At 69.1% G+C, this 16,285-nt stretch carries 17 protein-coding genes; 6 read left to right on the top strand and 11 right to left on the bottom strand.

The window, feature by feature from the left end:
• The first annotated feature begins 3 nt into the window (after nucleotides 1-3).
• On the top strand, nucleotides 4-630 hold the full coding sequence (locus tag ACQVBX_RS13610) for a thymidine kinase (protein WP_431638188.1): 627 nt from the start codon (nucleotides 4-6) through the stop codon (nucleotides 628-630).
• A gap of 62 nt (nucleotides 631-692) precedes the next feature.
• Nucleotides 693-1,460, top strand: a complete 768-nt coding sequence (locus ACQVBX_RS13605; protein ID WP_431634747.1) for a hypothetical protein — start codon at nucleotides 693-695, stop codon at nucleotides 1,458-1,460.
• Between the two features lie 108 nt (nucleotides 1,461-1,568).
• On the opposite strand, the gene mutM is transcribed toward ACQVBX_RS13605, so the two are convergent.
• The 6 genes from mutM to ACQVBX_RS13575 form a co-directional block, all read right to left on the bottom strand.
• Complete coding sequence (gene mutM, locus ACQVBX_RS13600) at nucleotides 1,569-2,396, bottom strand: bifunctional DNA-formamidopyrimidine glycosylase/DNA-(apurinic or apyrimidinic site) lyase (RefSeq protein ID WP_431634746.1); 828 nt, start codon at nucleotides 2,394-2,396, stop codon at nucleotides 1,569-1,571.
• 112 nt (nucleotides 2,397-2,508) lie between these two features.
• On the bottom strand, nucleotides 2,509-3,918 hold the full coding sequence (gene gndA, locus ACQVBX_RS13595) for an NADP-dependent phosphogluconate dehydrogenase (RefSeq protein ID WP_431634744.1): 1,410 nt from the start codon (nucleotides 3,916-3,918) through the stop codon (nucleotides 2,509-2,511).
• Nucleotides 3,919-3,981: 63 nt separating this feature from the next.
• Nucleotides 3,982-4,473, bottom strand: a complete 492-nt coding sequence (locus ACQVBX_RS13590; RefSeq protein ID WP_431634743.1) for a hypothetical protein — start codon at nucleotides 4,471-4,473, stop codon at nucleotides 3,982-3,984.
• Nucleotides 4,474-4,475: 2 nt separating this feature from the next.
• Nucleotides 4,476-5,822: a GldG family protein gene (locus ACQVBX_RS13585; RefSeq protein WP_431638187.1), complete on the bottom strand. Its 1,347-nt coding sequence runs from the start codon at nucleotides 5,820-5,822 to the stop codon at nucleotides 4,476-4,478.
• A 5-nt stretch (nucleotides 5,823-5,827) separates the two neighbouring features.
• Entirely contained in the window at nucleotides 5,828-6,613 is a 786-nt protein-coding gene (locus ACQVBX_RS13580; protein WP_431634740.1) for an ABC transporter permease, read from the bottom strand.
• Entirely contained in the window at nucleotides 6,610-7,350 is a 741-nt protein-coding gene (locus tag ACQVBX_RS13575) for an ABC transporter ATP-binding protein (RefSeq protein WP_431634739.1), read from the bottom strand. Before ACQVBX_RS13575 ends, ACQVBX_RS13580 begins: the two co-directional genes overlap by 4 nt.
• Nucleotides 7,351-7,498: 148 nt before the next feature.
• On the opposite strand from ACQVBX_RS13575, the gene ACQVBX_RS13570 reads away from it, so the two are divergent.
• On the top strand, nucleotides 7,499-8,689 hold the full coding sequence (locus ACQVBX_RS13570) for a DesA family fatty acid desaturase (RefSeq protein ID WP_431634737.1): 1,191 nt from the start codon (nucleotides 7,499-7,501) through the stop codon (nucleotides 8,687-8,689).
• 74 nt (nucleotides 8,690-8,763) lie between these two features.
• On the opposite strand, the gene ACQVBX_RS13565 is transcribed toward ACQVBX_RS13570, so the two are convergent.
• The 3 genes from ACQVBX_RS13565 to rpmB all read right to left on the bottom strand — a co-directional run bounded on the left by ACQVBX_RS13565 (nucleotide 8,764) and on the right by rpmB (nucleotide 10,107).
• Nucleotides 8,764-9,288, bottom strand: coding sequence for a DUF3016 domain-containing protein (locus ACQVBX_RS13565; protein ID WP_431634735.1), 525 nt, complete (start codon nucleotides 9,286-9,288; stop codon nucleotides 8,764-8,766).
• A 403-nt stretch (nucleotides 9,289-9,691) separates the two neighbouring features.
• Nucleotides 9,692-9,859, bottom strand: a complete 168-nt coding sequence (gene rpmG, locus ACQVBX_RS13560; protein WP_017463578.1) for a 50S ribosomal protein L33 — start codon at nucleotides 9,857-9,859, stop codon at nucleotides 9,692-9,694.
• Nucleotides 9,860-9,870: 11 nt separating this feature from the next.
• Entirely contained in the window at nucleotides 9,871-10,107 is a 237-nt protein-coding gene (gene rpmB, locus ACQVBX_RS13555; RefSeq protein ID WP_431634732.1) for a 50S ribosomal protein L28, read from the bottom strand.
• 322 nt (nucleotides 10,108-10,429) lie between these two features.
• Here rpmB and secB point away from each other — a divergent pair, with 322 nt between their 5' ends.
• The 3 genes from secB (at nucleotide 10,430) to ACQVBX_RS13540 (ending at nucleotide 15,098) form a co-directional block, all read left to right on the top strand.
• The gene (gene secB, locus ACQVBX_RS13550) at nucleotides 10,430-10,939 is read left to right on the top strand and encodes a protein-export chaperone SecB (RefSeq protein WP_431634730.1); all 510 of its coding nucleotides are present in this window, start codon (nucleotides 10,430-10,432) and stop codon (nucleotides 10,937-10,939) included.
• A gap of 7 nt (nucleotides 10,940-10,946) precedes the next feature.
• Entirely contained in the window at nucleotides 10,947-11,972 is a 1,026-nt protein-coding gene (locus tag ACQVBX_RS13545) for an NAD(P)H-dependent glycerol-3-phosphate dehydrogenase (RefSeq protein WP_431634728.1), read from the top strand.
• A gap of 102 nt (nucleotides 11,973-12,074) precedes the next feature.
• Nucleotides 12,075-15,098, top strand: a complete 3,024-nt coding sequence (locus tag ACQVBX_RS13540) for a DEAD/DEAH box helicase (protein WP_431634726.1) — start codon at nucleotides 12,075-12,077, stop codon at nucleotides 15,096-15,098.
• 12 nt (nucleotides 15,099-15,110) lie between these two features.
• Here ACQVBX_RS13540 and ACQVBX_RS13535 read toward each other — a convergent pair whose 3' ends face one another.
• Nucleotides 15,111-15,452, bottom strand: coding sequence for a hypothetical protein (locus tag ACQVBX_RS13535; protein ID WP_431634724.1), 342 nt, complete (start codon nucleotides 15,450-15,452; stop codon nucleotides 15,111-15,113).
• Nucleotides 15,453-15,546: 94 nt separating this feature from the next.
• Nucleotides 15,547-16,230, bottom strand: a complete 684-nt coding sequence (locus ACQVBX_RS13530; RefSeq protein ID WP_431634722.1) for an HAD family hydrolase — start codon at nucleotides 16,228-16,230, stop codon at nucleotides 15,547-15,549.
• Nucleotides 16,231-16,285 lie beyond the last annotated feature (55 nt).

Below are 16,285 nucleotides of genomic sequence, written 5' to 3'. Positions count from 1 at the left end.
ACCATGGCCAAGCTCTACTTCTATTACTCGGCAATGAATGCCGGCAAGACCACCACGCTGCTGCAGAGCGCGTACAACTACCACGAGCGCGGCATGCGCACGCTGATCCTCACGCCGGCGCTGGACAACCGCTTCGGTGAAGGCGTGGTGGCCTCGCGCATCGGGCTGAAGGCCAACGCGCGTCGTTTCAGCGGCGAGGAAAATCTGCTGACGATGGTGGAGCGCGACATCGAGACGCGCGGTGCGCTGCACTGCGTGTTCGTCGACGAGGCACAGTTCCTGTCCAAGGCGCAGGTGTGGCAGATCAGCGACGTGGTCGATCGGCTCAACATCCCGGTGCTCGCCTACGGTCTGCGTACCGATTTTCGCGGTGAGCTGTTCGAGGGCAGTCGCTATCTGCTGGCCTGGGCTGACAACCTCGAAGAGATCAAGACGATCTGCCATACCGGGCGCAAGGCCACCATGGTGGTGCGCGTGGACGCAAGCGGGCGCGCGGTGACCGAAGGGCCGCAGGTGGAGATCGGCGGCAACGACCGCTATGTCTCGGTCAGCCGCGCCGAGTTCAAGCACATCACCGAGGGGCGCGGCAGCATCGAACTGCAGCAGAGCGTGCTGCCGCTGGGCGAATAGCCGTTCGCGCAGCAGCCACATCCTTCCTTTCAAACTCGCGCATTTTCCGCCAAGGACTTCCGATGACTTCGCCGATTCCCCTGACCGCCTGGGAGCGCCCGTACTGGCAGCCGAACGACGAGGAGATCGTCCTGCAGTTCTACGTGTTCGGCGAGTTCGAGGCCGTGCGCGTGCCGTCCCAGCCCTACGGCAGCCCCGGCCTGCCGGCGGGCATCACTTCGACCAATCACTACCATCACGCGCTGCGCAGCTGGGAGGGCTACCCGCTGAAGGGCTCGCTGGGCAAGCTGTTCAAGGACGAGTCGCCCAAGGCTTACCAGCGCGCGGTGGATGCGCCGCAGGTGCTGGTGGTACGCGGCACGATCAAGGACACCGCCGACACCGGCTACCTGCGCGACGTAATGGGCGTGCTGGCCGGGCTGCTGGACATCGGCGGCGTGGCGATTCTCGATCCGCAGATCCTCACCCTGCTCGATGCCGACGGCTGGCGCCGCCGCTATCTGGTGCGCGAGGGGGCGCCGATCCGCAGTCATCTGCTGATCCTGCGCGACGGCGAGTCCGAGCCTGGCCGCAACTGGATCCACACCCGCGGCATGCGCAAGTTCGGTCGCCCCGACTTCAGCCTGCGCGGCGTGCCGGACGACCAGGTAAACCTCGCCGGCAGCCTGTGCGAGCGACTGGTGGAACTCGAAGCCCTCGGCGGGCACTTTCGGGACGGACAGCAGGTGGAGATCCCCGGCCTGCCCGACGACCTCACCGGCCGCCTCGGCGGCAGCCTGGAGCACCCAGATTTCCACAACACCTTCGTGGAGTTCCGCTGGCCGGTGTGATGATGGCGACCTCCGCCCCGTAGGAGCCCGCTCGCGGGCGATGCTTCTGTTCCTGATCCACATCGAAGCAAGAGCATCGCCCGCGAGCGGGCTCCTACAAAGGCAGCGTCATTTTTGGCAGCGCGGGCACCAGAAGGTGGAGCGTTGCCCCAGCGTGGCCTGGCGGATCGTGGCGCCGCAGGATTTGCACGGCTCGCCGGCGCGGCCGTAGACGAACAGTTCGCGGAAGAAGTAGCCCGGCGCACCGTCCGGGTTGAGGAAGTCGCGCAGCGTGGTGCCGCCGCGTTCGATCGCCCAGGCGAGGATGCGCTTGATCTCCCCGGCGAGCCGCGCATAGCGGGCGCGCGAGATGCTGCCGGCCGGTTTGCGTGGGTCGATGCCGGCGGCGAACAGCGCTTCGCTGGCGTAGATGTTGCCCACGCCGACCACTACCGCGTTGTCCATGATGAACAGCTTCACCGCGGCGCTGCGGCCGCGCGAGAGCTGCCACAGGAGGTCGCCGTCGAAGTCGTCGGTGAGCGGCTCCGGTCCCAGCGTGGCGAGCAGGTTGTGGGTCTCGCCCGGCCATTGCCACAGCAGGCAGCCGAAGCGGCGCGGGTCGGTGAAGCGCAGCACGCGGGCCGGCTTGTTCGGCGCCGCGTCGATGGCGATGTCGACGTGGTCGTGCGTGTTCACCGGCGTGTCTGGCGGGAGCACGCGCAGCACGCCGCTCATGCCCAGGTGCAGCAGGGCGCTGCCGATCTCGGTGCGCAGCAGCAGGTACTTTGCGCGCCGCTCCACGGACTCGATCACCTGACCCGGCAGCAGCTCGGCCACCTCGCGCGGAATCGGCCAGCGCAGGTCCGGCCGGCGCAGCGTCACCGCGCCGATGCGTCGGCCGACCAGGTGCGGGGCGATGCCGCGGCGGGTGGTTTCGACTTCGGGGAGTTCAGGCATGGGGCGAGGTGTGAGTGCTGACGGGTAGGAGCGCACCCTGTGCGCGAACGTTTTTGCTCTCGATCTACATCAACGCCGGAAGCATTCGCGCACAGGGTGCGCTCCTACGGGGTCAATTCCAGTCCGCGTGGGAGCTGCCGTCGCGGTCGATGCGCTCGAACGTGTGCGCCCCGAACAGGTCGCGCTGCGCCTGGATCAGATTGGCCGGCAGGCGCTCGCTGCGGTAGCCGTCGAAGTAGGCGATGGCCGAGGCCAGGCCCGGCACCGGCACGCCGGCCTGCACCGCGGTGGTCACGACCTCGCGCAGCGCGGCCTGGTAGTCGGTGGCGACCTTGGCGAAGGTCGGCGCCAGCAGCAGGTTGGCCAGCGATGCGTCGGCGGCGAAGGCGCGGGTGATGTCCTCGAGGAAGCGCGCGCGAATGATGCAGCCGCCGCGCCAGATGCTGGCGATGGTGCCGTAGTCGAGGTTCCAGTCGTATTCGGAGGACGCGGCGCGCAGCTGGGCGAAGCCCTGCGCGTAGGAGATCAGCTTGGCCAGGTACAGCGCGCGGCGCACCGACTCGGTGAAGGCGGCGCGGTCGCCGGCGAACGCCTGCTTCTCCGGTCCGGCCAATTGCTTGCTCGCCGCCACGCGCTCGCTCTTCAGCGAGGACAGCACGCGGGCGAACACCGATTCGGTGATCAGCGGCAGCGGCACGCCGAGGTCGAGCGCGCTCTGGCTGGTCCACTTGCCGGTGCCTTTCTGCGCGGCACGGTCGAGGATCACGTCGACCAGCGCCTGGCCGGTGGTCTCGTCCTGCTTGCCGAAGATCTGCGCGGTGATCTGGATCAGGTAGCTGTCCAGCTCGCCGGCGTTCCAGTCCGCATAGACCTTCGCCAGCTCGGCGTTGGACAGGCCGAGCACGCCCTTGAGCAGGGCATAGCTCTCGGCGATCAACTGCATGTCGCCGTACTCGATGCCGTTGTGCACCATCTTCACGTAGTGGCCGGCGCCGCTGGGGCCCATGTACGCCACGCAGGGCGTGCCGTCCGGCGCGCGGGCGGCGATCTCTTTCAGGATCGGCGCGACCAGATCGTAGGCGTCGCGCGGGCCGCCCGGCATGATCGACGGACCCTTCAGCGCGCCTTCCTCGCCGCCGGAGACGCCGGTGCCGATGAAGTGCAGTCCCGCTTCGGACAATTCCTTGGCGCGGCGCATCGTATCGGTGAACAACGTGTTGCCGCCGTCGATGAGGATGTCGCCCTCGGCCAGCAGCGGCTTCAGCGTGGCGATGGTGTCGTCGGTGGGCTTGCCGGCCTTGACCATCAGCAGGATGCGGCGCGGGCTTTCCAGCGAGTCGACGAACTCCTGCGGCGAATAGGTGGGCACCAGGCCAGCGTCCGGATATTCGGCGACGACCTCGTCAGTCTTCTCGCGGCTGCGGTTGTAGACCGATACCGCGTGGCCGCGACTGGCGATGTTCAGCGCCAGGTTGCGACCCATCACGGCCATGCCGACGACGCCGATGGACTGCTTGCTCATGGTGGGGCTCCGGAGAAGGAATTCCGTCGATATGGGGCGCACCGCCGGGCAGGCAAGCGCCGACTAATCCGCCTGGATGGCATCGCGCCGCGCGGGGCGGGGCGTATAGCGTACCGAGACCAGCGCCACGCGGTTGCCGACCTGCACGTAGCGCAACGGGCCCGTGGCCGAGGTGTCGCCGAAGCGCAGCGTCTGGTCGTCCAGCACCAGCGTGGCCATCGGCTTGGCCAAGCCGACGCGAGTCGGGTCGAAGTCGCCCAGCGGACGCCAGCTCGCCACGGGAGCGGCGGCGATCTCGGTGAGTTCGTCCAGCCGGCCATCGTCGGCGCGCATCGGCGTGCCGTCGGTGCGCCACCAGTGACCGTCGCGTTTGGCGTAGTGCTCCGCGGCGCCGCCCTGCAAGGTGAGCGCCACCCGGCTCACGGCGGCGGGATCGAGACCGGTCAGCGCACCCGGCGCCTCGGCCGCTTCACGTTGCCATTGCCACGCGGCCAGTGCCACCAGCGCGGCGGCGGCGAACAGCAGGATCAGGCGATGACGTGTGGCACGGCGCATGCTCAGCGGCGCCTGCGTCGCCACACGATCCACCCGCCGATTGCCAGCAGCAGCAGCGGCAGGATTGCGAGGAAGCCGAGGCTCACCGCGTTCAACTGGCCCTGCGACAACTGCAGGAAGCGGTCCGGCGCGCCGCGCGGCGGCAGGTTCACCAGTGCGTCGTCGCCGAGCAGCCAGTCGAAGATACGCTCGCCCAGCGCGCGGTTGCCGCCGTTGCCCAGATAGGTGTTGGAGAGGAAGTCGCCGTCGCCGATCACCGCAGCGCGCTGCTGCCCCTTGTCGGGGCTGGGTGAGAGGCGGGTCAGCGCAAAGCCGAACTCCAGCGGCCGGCCCGGCAGGGTGGTGTCGGCCTCGCTGCCGGTGTCGATGCGACCCTGCGGGCCGCTCCGCAAAAACGGCGTGCTCGACCAGTCGCTACTACCCGCGACGGGTGCGAGTGCCGCGACCTCGGGGAACAGCGTGGTGAGCGTGAAGCCGCGGGTGATCGCCTGGGCCGGGTAGTCGCCCAGCGCGATCATGTGCGGGTTGGCCAACCCCAGCGCCGCGCCGGAGGCGTCGCTGAGCACGCCGGGCAGTACGCTGATGCCGAGCGCGTCGGCCAGCGGCTGCAGGCCCAGATCGTCGACGAGCGGTGCGCCGGCCGCGCGCGGTTCGGTGAGCCACAGCAGGTTGCCGCCGTCGCGCACGTAGTTCACCAGCGCCTGCACGCCGCCCGGCGGCAGCGGTGCGGTGGGGCTGGCCAGCACCACCAGGTCGGTGTGCTGCGGCACCGCGCTCACCTGCGCAAAGTTCAGCGGCACCGCGCGCATGCCGCGGCCTTCCAGCTGGGTCATGAAGGTGCCCAGGTCGGCATTGGCCTGGCCGTCCGGGCGACGCTCGCCGTCGCCGCTGACGAAGGCGACGATGCGCTCGCCGCCGCGGGCGAGGCGCTCCAGCGCGTTGGTCATCGGGCCTTCGGAGGAGAGGTCGTCCAGCCGCTGCTCGTGGCCGCGGTAGTGGATCACCAGCTCGCCGTCGATGGTGATACCCAGTTCGCGCATCGCGCCGGGGTCGAGCTGCGGGTCGACGAAGCGCAGCGAGATGTCCGGCTTCACCTGCTGGTAGCGCTGCACGAAGCTGGCGATGGTCTGGCGCAGATTGCCCTGCGGGTTGGCGTAGCTGACGATCTCGACCGGACCGCTCAGCCGGGCCAGCACCGCGCGGCTCTCCTTCGACAGGCTGGCGCGCCCGCCGTGGGTCCAGTCGGCGACATATCCGTAGCGGGTGGAGAGATAGCCCGCCGCGCCCACGGCGATGAGCGCCAGCAGCGCGAACAGCCAGCCGTCGAGCCGGCGCAGGGTGCGATTCATGCGCATCAGCCGCGCTCCCGATCCGAACCAAGACGGCGAATCGCCAGCGCCAGCGCCAGCGCCGCCAGCAGCACGAACCACAGCACGTCGTCGGTGGCCACCAGGCCGCGCAGCAGCGGTTCGAGATGCGTGCCCAGCGCCAGCCAGTGGATCGCGCCGTTGTCCACGCCGGCGGCCTGCGCGCCCAGGTTCACGCAGCACAGCGTGAGCGTGATCACCAGGCTGGCGGTGGCGGCGATGGCCGGATGCGAGGCGAAGGTGGAGCAGGCCAGCCCGATCGCCGCCAGCAGCGCGAGCAACAGGGCCAGCCCCAGCGCGGCGGCGGCCAGCTTGCCCCAGTCCAGCGTGGTGCCATGGGCCAGCGAGAGCGGCATGGCCAGCGCCAGCGCCAGCCACAGCGCGAGCCAGCCCAGCACCGCCAGGTATTTGCCCAGCACGATGCGCGTGGGTGAGAGCCCACTGGCCAGCAGCAGCGGCAGCGTGCCGTTGCTGCGTTCACCGGCGATGCTGGACATGGTCAGCAGCGCCACCACCAGCAGCGCGAGCTCGGCGAGCCCGAACGGCACCAGTCCGCCGGTGAACAGGCTGCTGAGCAGCGGCACCGCGACCAGGTCGGTGTAGCCCGGGCCGGCCGGCAGCGCAGCGAGCTTCACCTGCGCGGCGAGAAAGTTGCCCAGCAGCAGCACGAAACGCCACGCCAGTTCGCCCAGCGTCAGCGCGCCGAGTACCCAGGCCAGTGGACGGACGAACAATCGGCGCGATTCCAGCCGCACCATCGCCAGTGCGCTCATGCGGCCTGGCTCCGGCCGTTCATCGCGATGTCGAAGAAGCGCCGCTCCAGCGCCTGCACGTCGTTGGCGTCCACCGCGCCCTCGTGACGCAGCTGCCCTTCGTGCAGGATCGCCACCCGTCCGCAGACGGCCGTGACCTCGGCCAGCAGGTGGGTGGACAGGATCACCGCCGTGCCGCGCGCGGCTTCCTCGCGGATCAGCTGGCGCAGGCTCGCCACCTGCACCGGATCGAGCGCGTTGGCCGGCTCGTCGAGAATCAACAGCGCCGGGCGGTGCAGCAGCGCGCAGGCCAGGCCGAGGCGTTGACGCTGGCCCTGTGACAGCACGCCGGCGGGGCGGCGCGCGAGCGGACCGAGTTCGAGCCGCGCCAGCATCGCGTCGGCTGCCTGACGCAACGCGGCGCCGTTCAGCCCATGCAGCCGTCCGTGCGCCTGCAGGTGCTCGCTCACCGTCAATTCCTGCCACAGCGGGGCACGCTCCGGCAGCCAGCCGATCAGCTGCCGACCCAGTGCCGGGTGCTCAAGGAAGTCCTCGCCGTTCAGGTGGATCGTGCCGCCATCGGGGCGCAAGGCGCCCGCAATCATGCTCAACGTCGTCGATTTGCCGGCACCGTTGACGCCCAGCAGGCCGAGCACCTCGCCACGATCCACGTCGAGGCACAGATCCTGCACGGCTCTGCGGCCGGCGCGTTGGCGGGATAGCCGGTCGATCCGGAGCAGGGGTTGCGCTTTGTTCATTGCATGATTGTCACGGCGCCCCCACTTTCAGACAACCGGCACGTTGTTTCGAATGCGTCACGCTATCGGCGTGAACGCCCGAGCCATGCTGGTGGGTACGGAGACCCTGCACTAGACTGCCTTTCAACTACTTAGAGATGTATCCGCGATGCTGGACTCCGTACTCAACTTCCTGACCACGGGTCTGACCCACATGTCCTGGGTTGGCATGCTGGTCTACATGCTGGTCGTCACTCAGCTCACCATCTTCACGGTGACGATCTACTACCACCGCTGCCAGACGCATCGCGGTGTGGACCTGCATCCGATCATCCAGCACTTCTTCCGCTTCTGGGGCTGGCTGACCACGGGCATGGTGACCAAGGAGTGGGTGGCCATTCACCGCAAGCATCACGCCAAGGTCGAGACGGCGGAAGATCCGCACAGCCCGATGATCTACGGCATCAAGAAGGTGTTCTGGGACGGCGTGTCGCTGTACCGCGACGCCTGCGACAACAAGCAGGACATGGAGCAGTACGGCCGCGGCACCCCGGACGACTGGATCGAGCGCAAGCTCTACGGCGGCCACCCGTATTGGGGTCCGACCCTGATGCTGCTGATCAGCTTCGCGCTGTTCGGCGTGATCGGCGTGGCGATGTGGGCGGTGCAGATGATCTGGATCCCGTTCTGGGCCGCCGGCTTCGTCAACGGCATCGGCCACTGGGCGGGCTACCGCAACTTCGAGAGCGCCGACACGGCGCGCAACCTGATTCCGTGGGGTTTCTGGATCGGTGGCGAAGAGCTGCACAACAACCATCACGCGTTCCCCAGCTCGGCCAAGTTCGCGCTGCGCAAGTGGGAGTTCGACATCGGCTGGGCGGTAATCTGCGGCCTGCGCGCGGTGGGCCTGGCCAAGGTGCTGCGCGTGGCGCCCACCCTGGACGTGCGTCCCAACGTGAACCTGCCGGACGCCGAAACGCTGAAGGCCGTGCTCACCCACCGCTTCCAGGCGATGACCGACTACTACCGCGGTGTGATCGTGCCGACCCTGCGCGACGAGGCACAGCATGCCGGGGAGAGCATCAAGGCGATGCCGCGACGCGTGCGCCGTGCCCTGGCCGACGGTGGCCGGTGGCTGGATGGCGAAAGTCACGACAAGCTGCAGGCTGTGCTGGCCAAGCGCCCGACCCTGCGCACCGTGGTCGACTTCCGCACCCGCCTGGCCGCCCTGATGGAGCAGCGCGGTGCCGACCAGGCGCTCAAGGGCCTGCAGCAGTGGATCCACGAGGCCGAACAGAGCGGTATCCGCGCCCTGCAGGAGTTCGCGGCCAAGCTGAAGGGCTACGCGATCGCCAGCTGATCGGCTGGCCGATCGATTCACCTAAAAAAGCCCGCCTCAACGGCGGGCTTTTTGTTTGGCATTCGCGCAGCGGATCAGAGCTTGTCGGGCCCGTTACGCAGCCAGCGGTCGATCATTCGTTTTTCGTAGCGCAGGCTGTCGTCCCTCGCGGCCGCCGTGTCGCTGGTGAGGAAGCCGAGGTCTCGCAGCGTACGCGTGCCCTCGCGGATCACCTTGCCCTGCGCATCGAGCAGCTTGAAGCTGAGATTGATGCGCGGCGGGTAGATGTCCTTGATGATCCGCACCTCGCTCAGCCTGGGCCCGCGCCATGGTTCGAACGAACCGGCGCGGTCGACGTCGGTGATCACCACGTCCAGGTGCTGCCCGGCGGGCAGCATCTTGGCGCCGCGCTTTTCGATATAGGTCTTGAGGGTGGCCAGGTAATCGTTGCTGGCACGGCTTGGCGCCAGCGCCTTTTCCTCCCGGGTCTCGGTAAAACGTTCCGGATGGTCGTAGGTCACCGTTACGGTCTGCGCCGGGAGCTCCGCGGCACGCGCCGTCGGGCAGGGCGACAGGCCGGCAGCGGCAAGTACGCCGAACAGGGCAATCCGCATGCTCATGGCAGTTCTCCTGGTCGTTATGGGGAGCACCTCACAGGGCTGACAATAGCCTGAGCGCAGCGGTTCGGCGCATCGACACGGAAGGGAGGCGGCATGGCGTTCAGGGTGGTGCTGTTGGGCCGGGGGGGCTTCGATGAGTGTCTCCCTCCGTAGCGGCGGACCGGGTGATACGCCCGATGGCGGCGTGACCACATTGGGGGTGCGGCTGGTGCCGCCGCTCGGGGTCCAGAAGGCGATAGCCGGGCGTGCTTGAGCGAGGGTATGACTGTCGCGGCCGACTCATGCACCGCTCTTCCTGGTCTAGCCAACGGCGCTGACGCGGTCGCCGGGGCCGGCGCGCGCCAAGCAGATGCCAAAAAAAACCCGCCACGGTGGGCGGGTTTCGTCTGAAGGCGGCGATCGATTACTTGATCTTGCCTTCCTTGTAGATCACGTGCTTGCGCACGACCGGATCGTACTTCTTGAACTCGAACTTTTCCGGGGTGTTCTTCTTGTTCTTCTGCGTGGTGTAGAAGTGGCCGGTACCGGCCGACGAGATCAGACGGATCTTGTCCTGGGTCTTGTTCGCCATGGTCTAGCTCCTCAGATCTTCTCGCCGCGGGCACGCAGCTCGGCAATCACGGCCTCGATGCCATTCTTGTCGATGGTGCGCAGGGCGTGGTTGGAAACACGCAGCTTGACCCAGCGGTTCTCGCTGGGGACCCAGAAGCGACGCTCATGCAGGTTGGGCAACCAGCGGCGACGGGTCTTGTTGTTTGCGTGCGAGACGTTGTTGCCGGTCCGCACACCCTTTCCGGTGACTTGGCATACACGGGCCATGATGACCTCCGTATTTGTGGTGTAACGCCCGTTGGCCAGGGCGACTTCGGCCCAGCGACGCCTTGGCGCCACGCGATGCTGGAGGGTGCAGCTTTCGAGCACTGCCGTGAGGTCCGCATCGCGTCGCGGACGGCCCGAGTGGTGGGGCGGCATGGATCGAGCCGCGCATTATCGCGGAAATTCCGTCGGTTGCGCAATCCTTGACCAGCGGGCGCCCCAGCGCCGAGTGACGCTGTGCGGGCATGTATGGAACAATCGCGCTCTTTGCGCTTTGTGCCGAGCGCCCGCCTGGGGCCGGCGCTTCATTCAACGAGGACACCTCATGGCAGACGTCACCACCAACGGCCAGGCCAACGGCCAGGCGAACCAGCCGCAGCTCGCGCTGCAGAAGATCTATGTGAAGGACGTCTCCTTCGAGGCGCCCAATGCCCCGCAGATGTTCCAGGAAATCAGCGAAACGGGTGACCAGCCGCAGGTGCAGCTGAACCTGGGGCAGCGCGCCACCGACCTGGGCGACGACCTGTACGAAGTGGTGCTCAGCCTCACCCTGACCTGCACCGTGGGCGAGCGCACCGCCTACCTGGCCGAAGTGCACCAGGCGGGCCTGTTCGGCATTGCCGGCTTCAGCCCGGAAGACCACGCCGGCATCGTCGGCAGCTACTGCCCGAACCTGCTGTTCCCGTATGCGCGCCAGGTGATCTCCTCGCTGGTGCTCGAGGGCGGCTTCCCGCCGTTCCTGCTGCAGCCGATCAATTTCGACGCGCTGTACGCCGAACAGCTGCGTCGCAGCGCGATGGGCGGTGGCGAGGCCGCGCCGACGCTCAACAGCTGATCCACCGATGAGCACCCGACCGACCCTGGCGGTCCTCGGCGCCGGTTCCTGGGGCACGGCACTGGCGGCGCTCGCCGCGCGCAACGGCGTCCCTACCCGACTGTGGGGGCGCGACGCGCAGGCGTTGGCGGCGATGGCGCAGAGCCATCGCAACCAGCGCTACCTGCCCGATCTCGAACTGCCCGCCGAGCTCCACTACGAGAGTGACCTCGCCACAGCGCTGCGTGGCGCCAAGGTCGTGCTGATCGTGGTGCCCAGCCACGCGTTCGCGTCGATGCTGGACGAGATCGCCCCGCTGCTCGATGCCGACGCGGCGATCGCCTGGGCCAGCAAGGGCTTCGAGCCTGGCACCGGTCGCTTCCTGCACGAGCTGGTCGCCGAGAAACTGCCGGGTCGCCCGGCCGCGGTGGTCACCGGCCCGTCGTTCGCCAAGGAAGTGGCCGCCGGCCTGCCCAGCGCGGTCACCGTGCATTCCGATGACGAGCCGTTTGCCCGCGAAGTCGCCGGCATGCTGCACGCGCCGAACTTCCGCGCCTACACCGGCAGCGACGTGCTGGGCGCCGAGCTCGGCGGCGCGATGAAGAACGTGCTGGCAGTCGCCACCGGCGTCGCCGACGGCATGCAGCTGGGTCTCAATGCCCGTGCCGGCCTGATCACCCGCGGCATGAACGAGATGCTGCGGCTGGGCCTGGCGCTCGGCGCCAAGCCCGAGACGCTGATGGGCCTGTCCGGCCTGGGTGACCTGGTGCTCACCTGCACCGGGGATCTCTCGCGCAACCGCCGGCTCGGCCTGGCGCTGGGCAAGGGCATCGCGCTGGACGAGGCGGTGCGCCAGATCGGCCAGGTAGTGGAAAGCGTGCTCACCGCCGACGAAGTGGCCCGGCTGGCCGCCAAGCACGGCCTGGATCTGCCCATCGCCAACGGCGTGCGTGCCGTGCTGCATGGCGAAGTCACGCCAGTCGAGGGCCTGCGTGCGCTGATGGCGCGCGAGCAGAAGCCGGAGTATCCGCAGGGCCTGTTCCCCGGTACCTGAGCGGCGCCGTCGGCAGTTCATGAAGCGGGGCGCCGCCGCCGTGTGCATGCGCGGCCGGGCTTGCTAAGCTCAGGGTTTTGATCGCCCAGCGGACGCATGCCCATGCAGCAACCGGACGACCGAAAGCCAGGCGATCCCCCCGTCGCGCGCACCGTGGCCGAGCCCGCGCTGCCGCCGGTGTGGCGCCGCGTGCTGGAGCCGCCGCTGCCGGCCGCGCCGACGGAGCGCGGCGTGCTGGGCTTCTTTCTCGACGTGGTGCACGAAGACGGCAGCAGTGCCGGCCGGCTCGACGTGGCGCCGGCGGTGCTGGCCGTGGCCGAACATGGCCGCTTCGCGCGGCCCGCCCCGCTGGACAGCAAGCATCTGGTGCACGCCCAGCTCGAGCCGCACGAACAGCGCCTGGCCGCCACCGTGCTCGGCCTGCCGCAGACGCTGCGCAAGAGCCGCAGCTACGCGCGACTGAGCGGTCACGTCGGCGACGCCCTGCTGGCGGAAATCCTCGACACCGCGCCGTGCTTCCTCGGCGGGCTGGGCGGGCTGCGCCTGTCGCGCGGCAAATCGCACCAGCTCAACTGGCACTGGCAGCTCGAAGGCGATGGCAGCCAGCGGCTGCTCCCGGCGCTGCCCACGGGCCAGCGCCTGCTGCGCGTCGACGGCCTGTGGTACCTGGACGCCGAGCGCGCCGAGCTGGGGCATCTGGAAGCGCCCGCCGAGGAAACCGCCTGGCTCGACCTGCCGGCGCTCAAGCACGACGACAGCCATCGCCTGCGCGCCGCGCTGCCGCACAGCCGGCTGGCCCATCGTGTGCCGCTGCCGCAGGTGTTCGACGACCTGCGCCGCGAGGATCTGGCCCCCCGGCCCGTGCTGACTCTGCACGCGCTCACCCGTCACGCCCGACTGGCTGCCGGCACGCCGCCGCTGGCCTACGCGAGGCTGGCCTTCGATTACGCCGGCGAGCGCCTGCCCGGCCGCGGCGGCGAGCCGCTGGTGCGCCGCGTGCGCAACGGCCAGCTGGTGGAAATCGTGCGCCGCCGCGCCGATGAACTGGCGGCGATGGAGCAGCTCGAACGCGCCGGCCTCACGCCCGGCGTGGATACCGAAGGCCTGCCGTGGGACCTGGCCGACACGCTGCCCGAGGACGCCTGGCTGTTCCCCGGCAAGGGCTACGCCGGCGCGCTGGAGGTGAACACGCCGGCGCGCTGGCTGGCGCTGCGCGCCAAGCTGGAAACCGAAGGCTACGTGGTGGAGTACGCGCCGAGCTTTCCGTTCGAGGTGCTGGAAGGCCCGGTGCGTTGGTACGGCAACGCCACCGAGGACGCCGACGACCACGCCTTCGACCTGGAGATCGGCATCGAGGTGGAGGGCAAGCGGCACAACCTGCTGCCTGCCGTGGCGCAGGCGCTGGCCGAGCATCAGCTCAACCTCAGCCCGGTGCCGAACGAACCCGAAGACGCCGTGTGGTACGCGCCGGTGGACGACCGCCGCCGCGTGCCGGTGAAGCTGAAGGAGCTGCGCGGCCTGCTCGCGCCGCTGGCTGAGTACCTGGAAAAGCCGAAGAAGCGGCTGCATCTGCCGCGCGTGCAGGCCGGTCGGCTGGAAGAGCTGGTCGACGCGCTGCCGGCCGGCGGCGAGCTGCAGGCGCCCGAGCAGCTGCGCGGCTTCACCGCGCGCCTGCGCGACGCCGCCGACCGCGCGAGCGACGCGGTGCCCGAAGGCCTTACGGTGGAACTGCGGCCGTACCAGCGCGAAGGCCTGCGCTGGTTGAACGCGCTGGCCGAAGCCGGCGTGGGTGGTGTGCTCGCCGACGACATGGGCTTGGGTAAGACGCTGCAGCTGATCACCCACCTGCTCGCGCTGAAGGAGCGCGGTGCGCTGGCGCAGCCGGCGCTGATCGTGGTGCCGACCAGCCTGATCCCGAACTGGCAGGCCGAGTGCGCGCGCTTCGCACCCTCACTGAAAGTGCTGGCCTTGCACGGACCACAGCGCGGCGGCGACTTTTCCCAGCTCGGCGCGCAGGACATCGTGCTCACCAGCTACGCGCTGCTGCCGCGCGACGTGGTGACGCTGCGCAAGCAGCCGTTCGCGCTGATCGCGCTGGATGAGGCGCAGCAGGTAAAGAACCCACGCACCCAGGCGCGCCGCGCCGTGCTCAGCCTGCGTGCGCCACGTTGCATCTGCCTCACCGGCACGCCGCTGGAAAACCATCTGGGCGAGCTGTGGTCGCAGGTCGACCTCGCCGTGCCGGGCCTGCTCGGTGACGAGGGCGCGTTCCGTCGCCACTACCGCGGCCCGATCGAAAAGCAGCGCGACGAGGAGTGCCAGGCCCGCCTCAACCGCCGCCTCGCCCCGTTCATCCTGCGCCGGACCAAGAGCCAGGTGGCGTCCGAACTGCCGCCGAAGACCGAGATCACCCGCCGCGTGGTGCTCGACGGCCGCCAGCGCGAGCTGTACGAGAGCCTGCGCCTGTCGCTGGCCGACGAACTGCGCCAGGTGATCGCCCAGCGCGGCATCGCGCACTCGGGCATCGTGGTGCTCGATGCGCTGCTCAAGTTGCGCCAGGTCTGCTGCGATCCGCGACTGGTGAAGCTGGAAGCGGCGCGCGGAGTGCGCGATTCGGCCAAGTTCGAGCTGCTGATGGACATGCTGCCTGCGCTACTGGCCGAAGGCCGCAAGGTGCTGCTGTTCTCGCAGTTCACCGAGATGCTCAAGCTGATCGCCAACGAGCTCGATCGCCGGCGTATTCCCTACGTCACGCTCACCGGCGAGACGCGCGATCGCGCCGAGCCGGTGAAGCAGTTCCAGGAAGGCGACGTGCCGCTGTTCCTGCTCTCGCTGAAGGCCGGCGGCGTGGGCCTCAACCTCACCGCCGCCGACACGGTGATCCACTACGACCCGTGGTGGAATCCCGCCGCCGAGGCGCAGGCCTCGGACCGCGCGCACCGCATCGGCCAGGACAAGCCGGTGTTCGTGTTCCGCCTGATCACCTCCAACACGGTGGAAGAGCGCATCGAGGAGCTCAAGCTGCGCAAGGCCGAGCTCGCTGACGCCGTGCTCGAAGGCGGCGGCACGCGCGAAAAACTCAGCTTTGATCAGGGCGATCTCGACGCGCTGCTCGCGCCGGGCTGAAGCGCCGGCTTCTCAGGGCCCGGTAGCGCGCGTGCGCAACAGGGCGTCAACCGCCTGCTGCCATTCGGGCGAGCCGGGCGCGGCTTGCGGTGCCTCCTGCCCGAGCTGGTGCTGCACGGCCGCATTCCATTCCGCCGAGCCGCGGTCGGGGCCGTGACCGTCGTCGGTGATGCCCAGCGTGCGATCGACCCAGGCGTACCACTCCGGCGAGCCCAGCGCGGGGTTCGCCGGCGCCTGGGCTTGCGCGCGCGGCGTGGGAGCGTCGCGCGAGGGCGGCGGCTCGGACGGCGAGCAGGCGGCGAGGGCGCAGGCCAGCGTGGCGGCAAACATCGTGTGGGTCAGCAGGTGGCGCATGCGAATGTCCGGACGGAGCGCTGGGCGGAGCGCTTCAGGCTAGCTCGGCCGCGTTCAGTCGGTGTCAGTGGCGCGCAAAAATCCTGTTGGCGGTTCAGTCGCGCGCGGCCACTTCGTCCACGTGGGCGAGCAGGTCGGCCGGGTCGTCGTACACGCGCAGCGCGCCGGCCTGCTGCAGCTCCTCGCGACCGTAGCCGCCGGCGAGCAGGCCGATGCCGATAGCGCGGGCGCGCTGGGCGGCGAGCATGTCCCACACGCTGTCACCGACCACCAGCGCATGACGGATGTCGAAACCCAGCCGCGCCGCCGCGGTGAGGAACAGATCCGGATCGGGCTTGGCGTGGCGCACCTGGTCGCGCGTCACTACTGGCACTTTCGACGGATCGACGCCCAGCGCTTCCAGGTTGTGCGCGGCGGTTTCCATGCGGCCGCTGGTGGCGATCGCCCACGGAATCTGCTGGTCGGTGAGGAAGGCCAGCAGTTCGCGAGCGCCGGGCAGCGGTTTCACCGAGCCCTGCGTGTGCTGGCGATTGAACGCTTCGGCGTGCCGGCGACGCAGCCGCTCCAGCCGGTCTTCGGTGATGTCCAGCGCGGTCTCGCGTAGCAGCATGTTGGCGAACAGCCCGCCGCTCATGCCGATCTTGCGGTGGATGCGCCACACCGACAGCTCCACGCCTTCGGCATCCAGCGCCTCCTTCCACGCCAGCACGTGCTGGTAGACGCTGTCGACGAGGGTGCCGTCGAGATCGAACAGGAAGGCGGTATCGCTGCGGGGCATGCGGGTTCTCCGGTGACGCCGGGAACGGTGCCACCGGCCGCGTGACGGCCGCGCC

It is taken from the genome of Dyella thailandensis, assembly GCF_050749815.1.
GTDB lineage: Bacteria > Pseudomonadota > Gammaproteobacteria > Xanthomonadales > Rhodanobacteraceae > Dyella_A.
Note: the sequence above shows the minus strand (reverse complement) of the source record. Positions and strands in the feature narration are given on the sequence as shown.

Coding starts and splice junctions, on each gene's coding strand:
- ACQVBX_RS13610 (WP_431638188.1), top strand. CDS start 4: ATGGCCAAGCTCTACTTCTATTACTCGGCAATGAATGCCGGCAAGACC.
- ACQVBX_RS13605 (WP_431634747.1), top strand. CDS start 693: ATGACTTCGCCGATTCCCCTGACCGCCTGGGAGCGCCCGTACTGGCAG.
- mutM (WP_431634746.1), bottom strand. CDS start 2,396: ATGCCTGAACTCCCCGAAGTCGAAACCACCCGCCGCGGCATCGCCCCG.
- gndA (WP_431634744.1), bottom strand. CDS start 3,918: ATGAGCAAGCAGTCCATCGGCGTCGTCGGCATGGCCGTGATGGGTCGC.
- ACQVBX_RS13590 (WP_431634743.1), bottom strand. CDS start 4,473: ATGCGCCGTGCCACACGTCATCGCCTGATCCTGCTGTTCGCCGCCGCC.
- ACQVBX_RS13585 (WP_431638187.1), bottom strand. CDS start 5,822: ATGAATCGCACCCTGCGCCGGCTCGACGGCTGGCTGTTCGCGCTGCTG.
- ACQVBX_RS13580 (WP_431634740.1), bottom strand. CDS start 6,613: ATGAGCGCACTGGCGATGGTGCGGCTGGAATCGCGCCGATTGTTCGTC.
- ACQVBX_RS13575 (WP_431634739.1), bottom strand. CDS start 7,350: ATGAACAAAGCGCAACCCCTGCTCCGGATCGACCGGCTATCCCGCCAA.
- ACQVBX_RS13570 (WP_431634737.1), top strand. CDS start 7,499: ATGCTGGACTCCGTACTCAACTTCCTGACCACGGGTCTGACCCACATG.
- ACQVBX_RS13565 (WP_431634735.1), bottom strand. CDS start 9,288: ATGAGCATGCGGATTGCCCTGTTCGGCGTACTTGCCGCTGCCGGCCTG.
- rpmG (WP_017463578.1), bottom strand. CDS start 9,859: ATGGCGAACAAGACCCAGGACAAGATCCGTCTGATCTCGTCGGCCGGT.
- rpmB (WP_431634732.1), bottom strand. CDS start 10,107: ATGGCCCGTGTATGCCAAGTCACCGGAAAGGGTGTGCGGACCGGCAAC.
- secB (WP_431634730.1), top strand. CDS start 10,430: ATGGCAGACGTCACCACCAACGGCCAGGCCAACGGCCAGGCGAACCAG.
- ACQVBX_RS13545 (WP_431634728.1), top strand. CDS start 10,947: ATGAGCACCCGACCGACCCTGGCGGTCCTCGGCGCCGGTTCCTGGGGC.
- ACQVBX_RS13540 (WP_431634726.1), top strand. CDS start 12,075: ATGCAGCAACCGGACGACCGAAAGCCAGGCGATCCCCCCGTCGCGCGC.
- ACQVBX_RS13535 (WP_431634724.1), bottom strand. CDS start 15,452: ATGCGCCACCTGCTGACCCACACGATGTTTGCCGCCACGCTGGCCTGC.
- ACQVBX_RS13530 (WP_431634722.1), bottom strand. CDS start 16,230: ATGCCCCGCAGCGATACCGCCTTCCTGTTCGATCTCGACGGCACCCTC.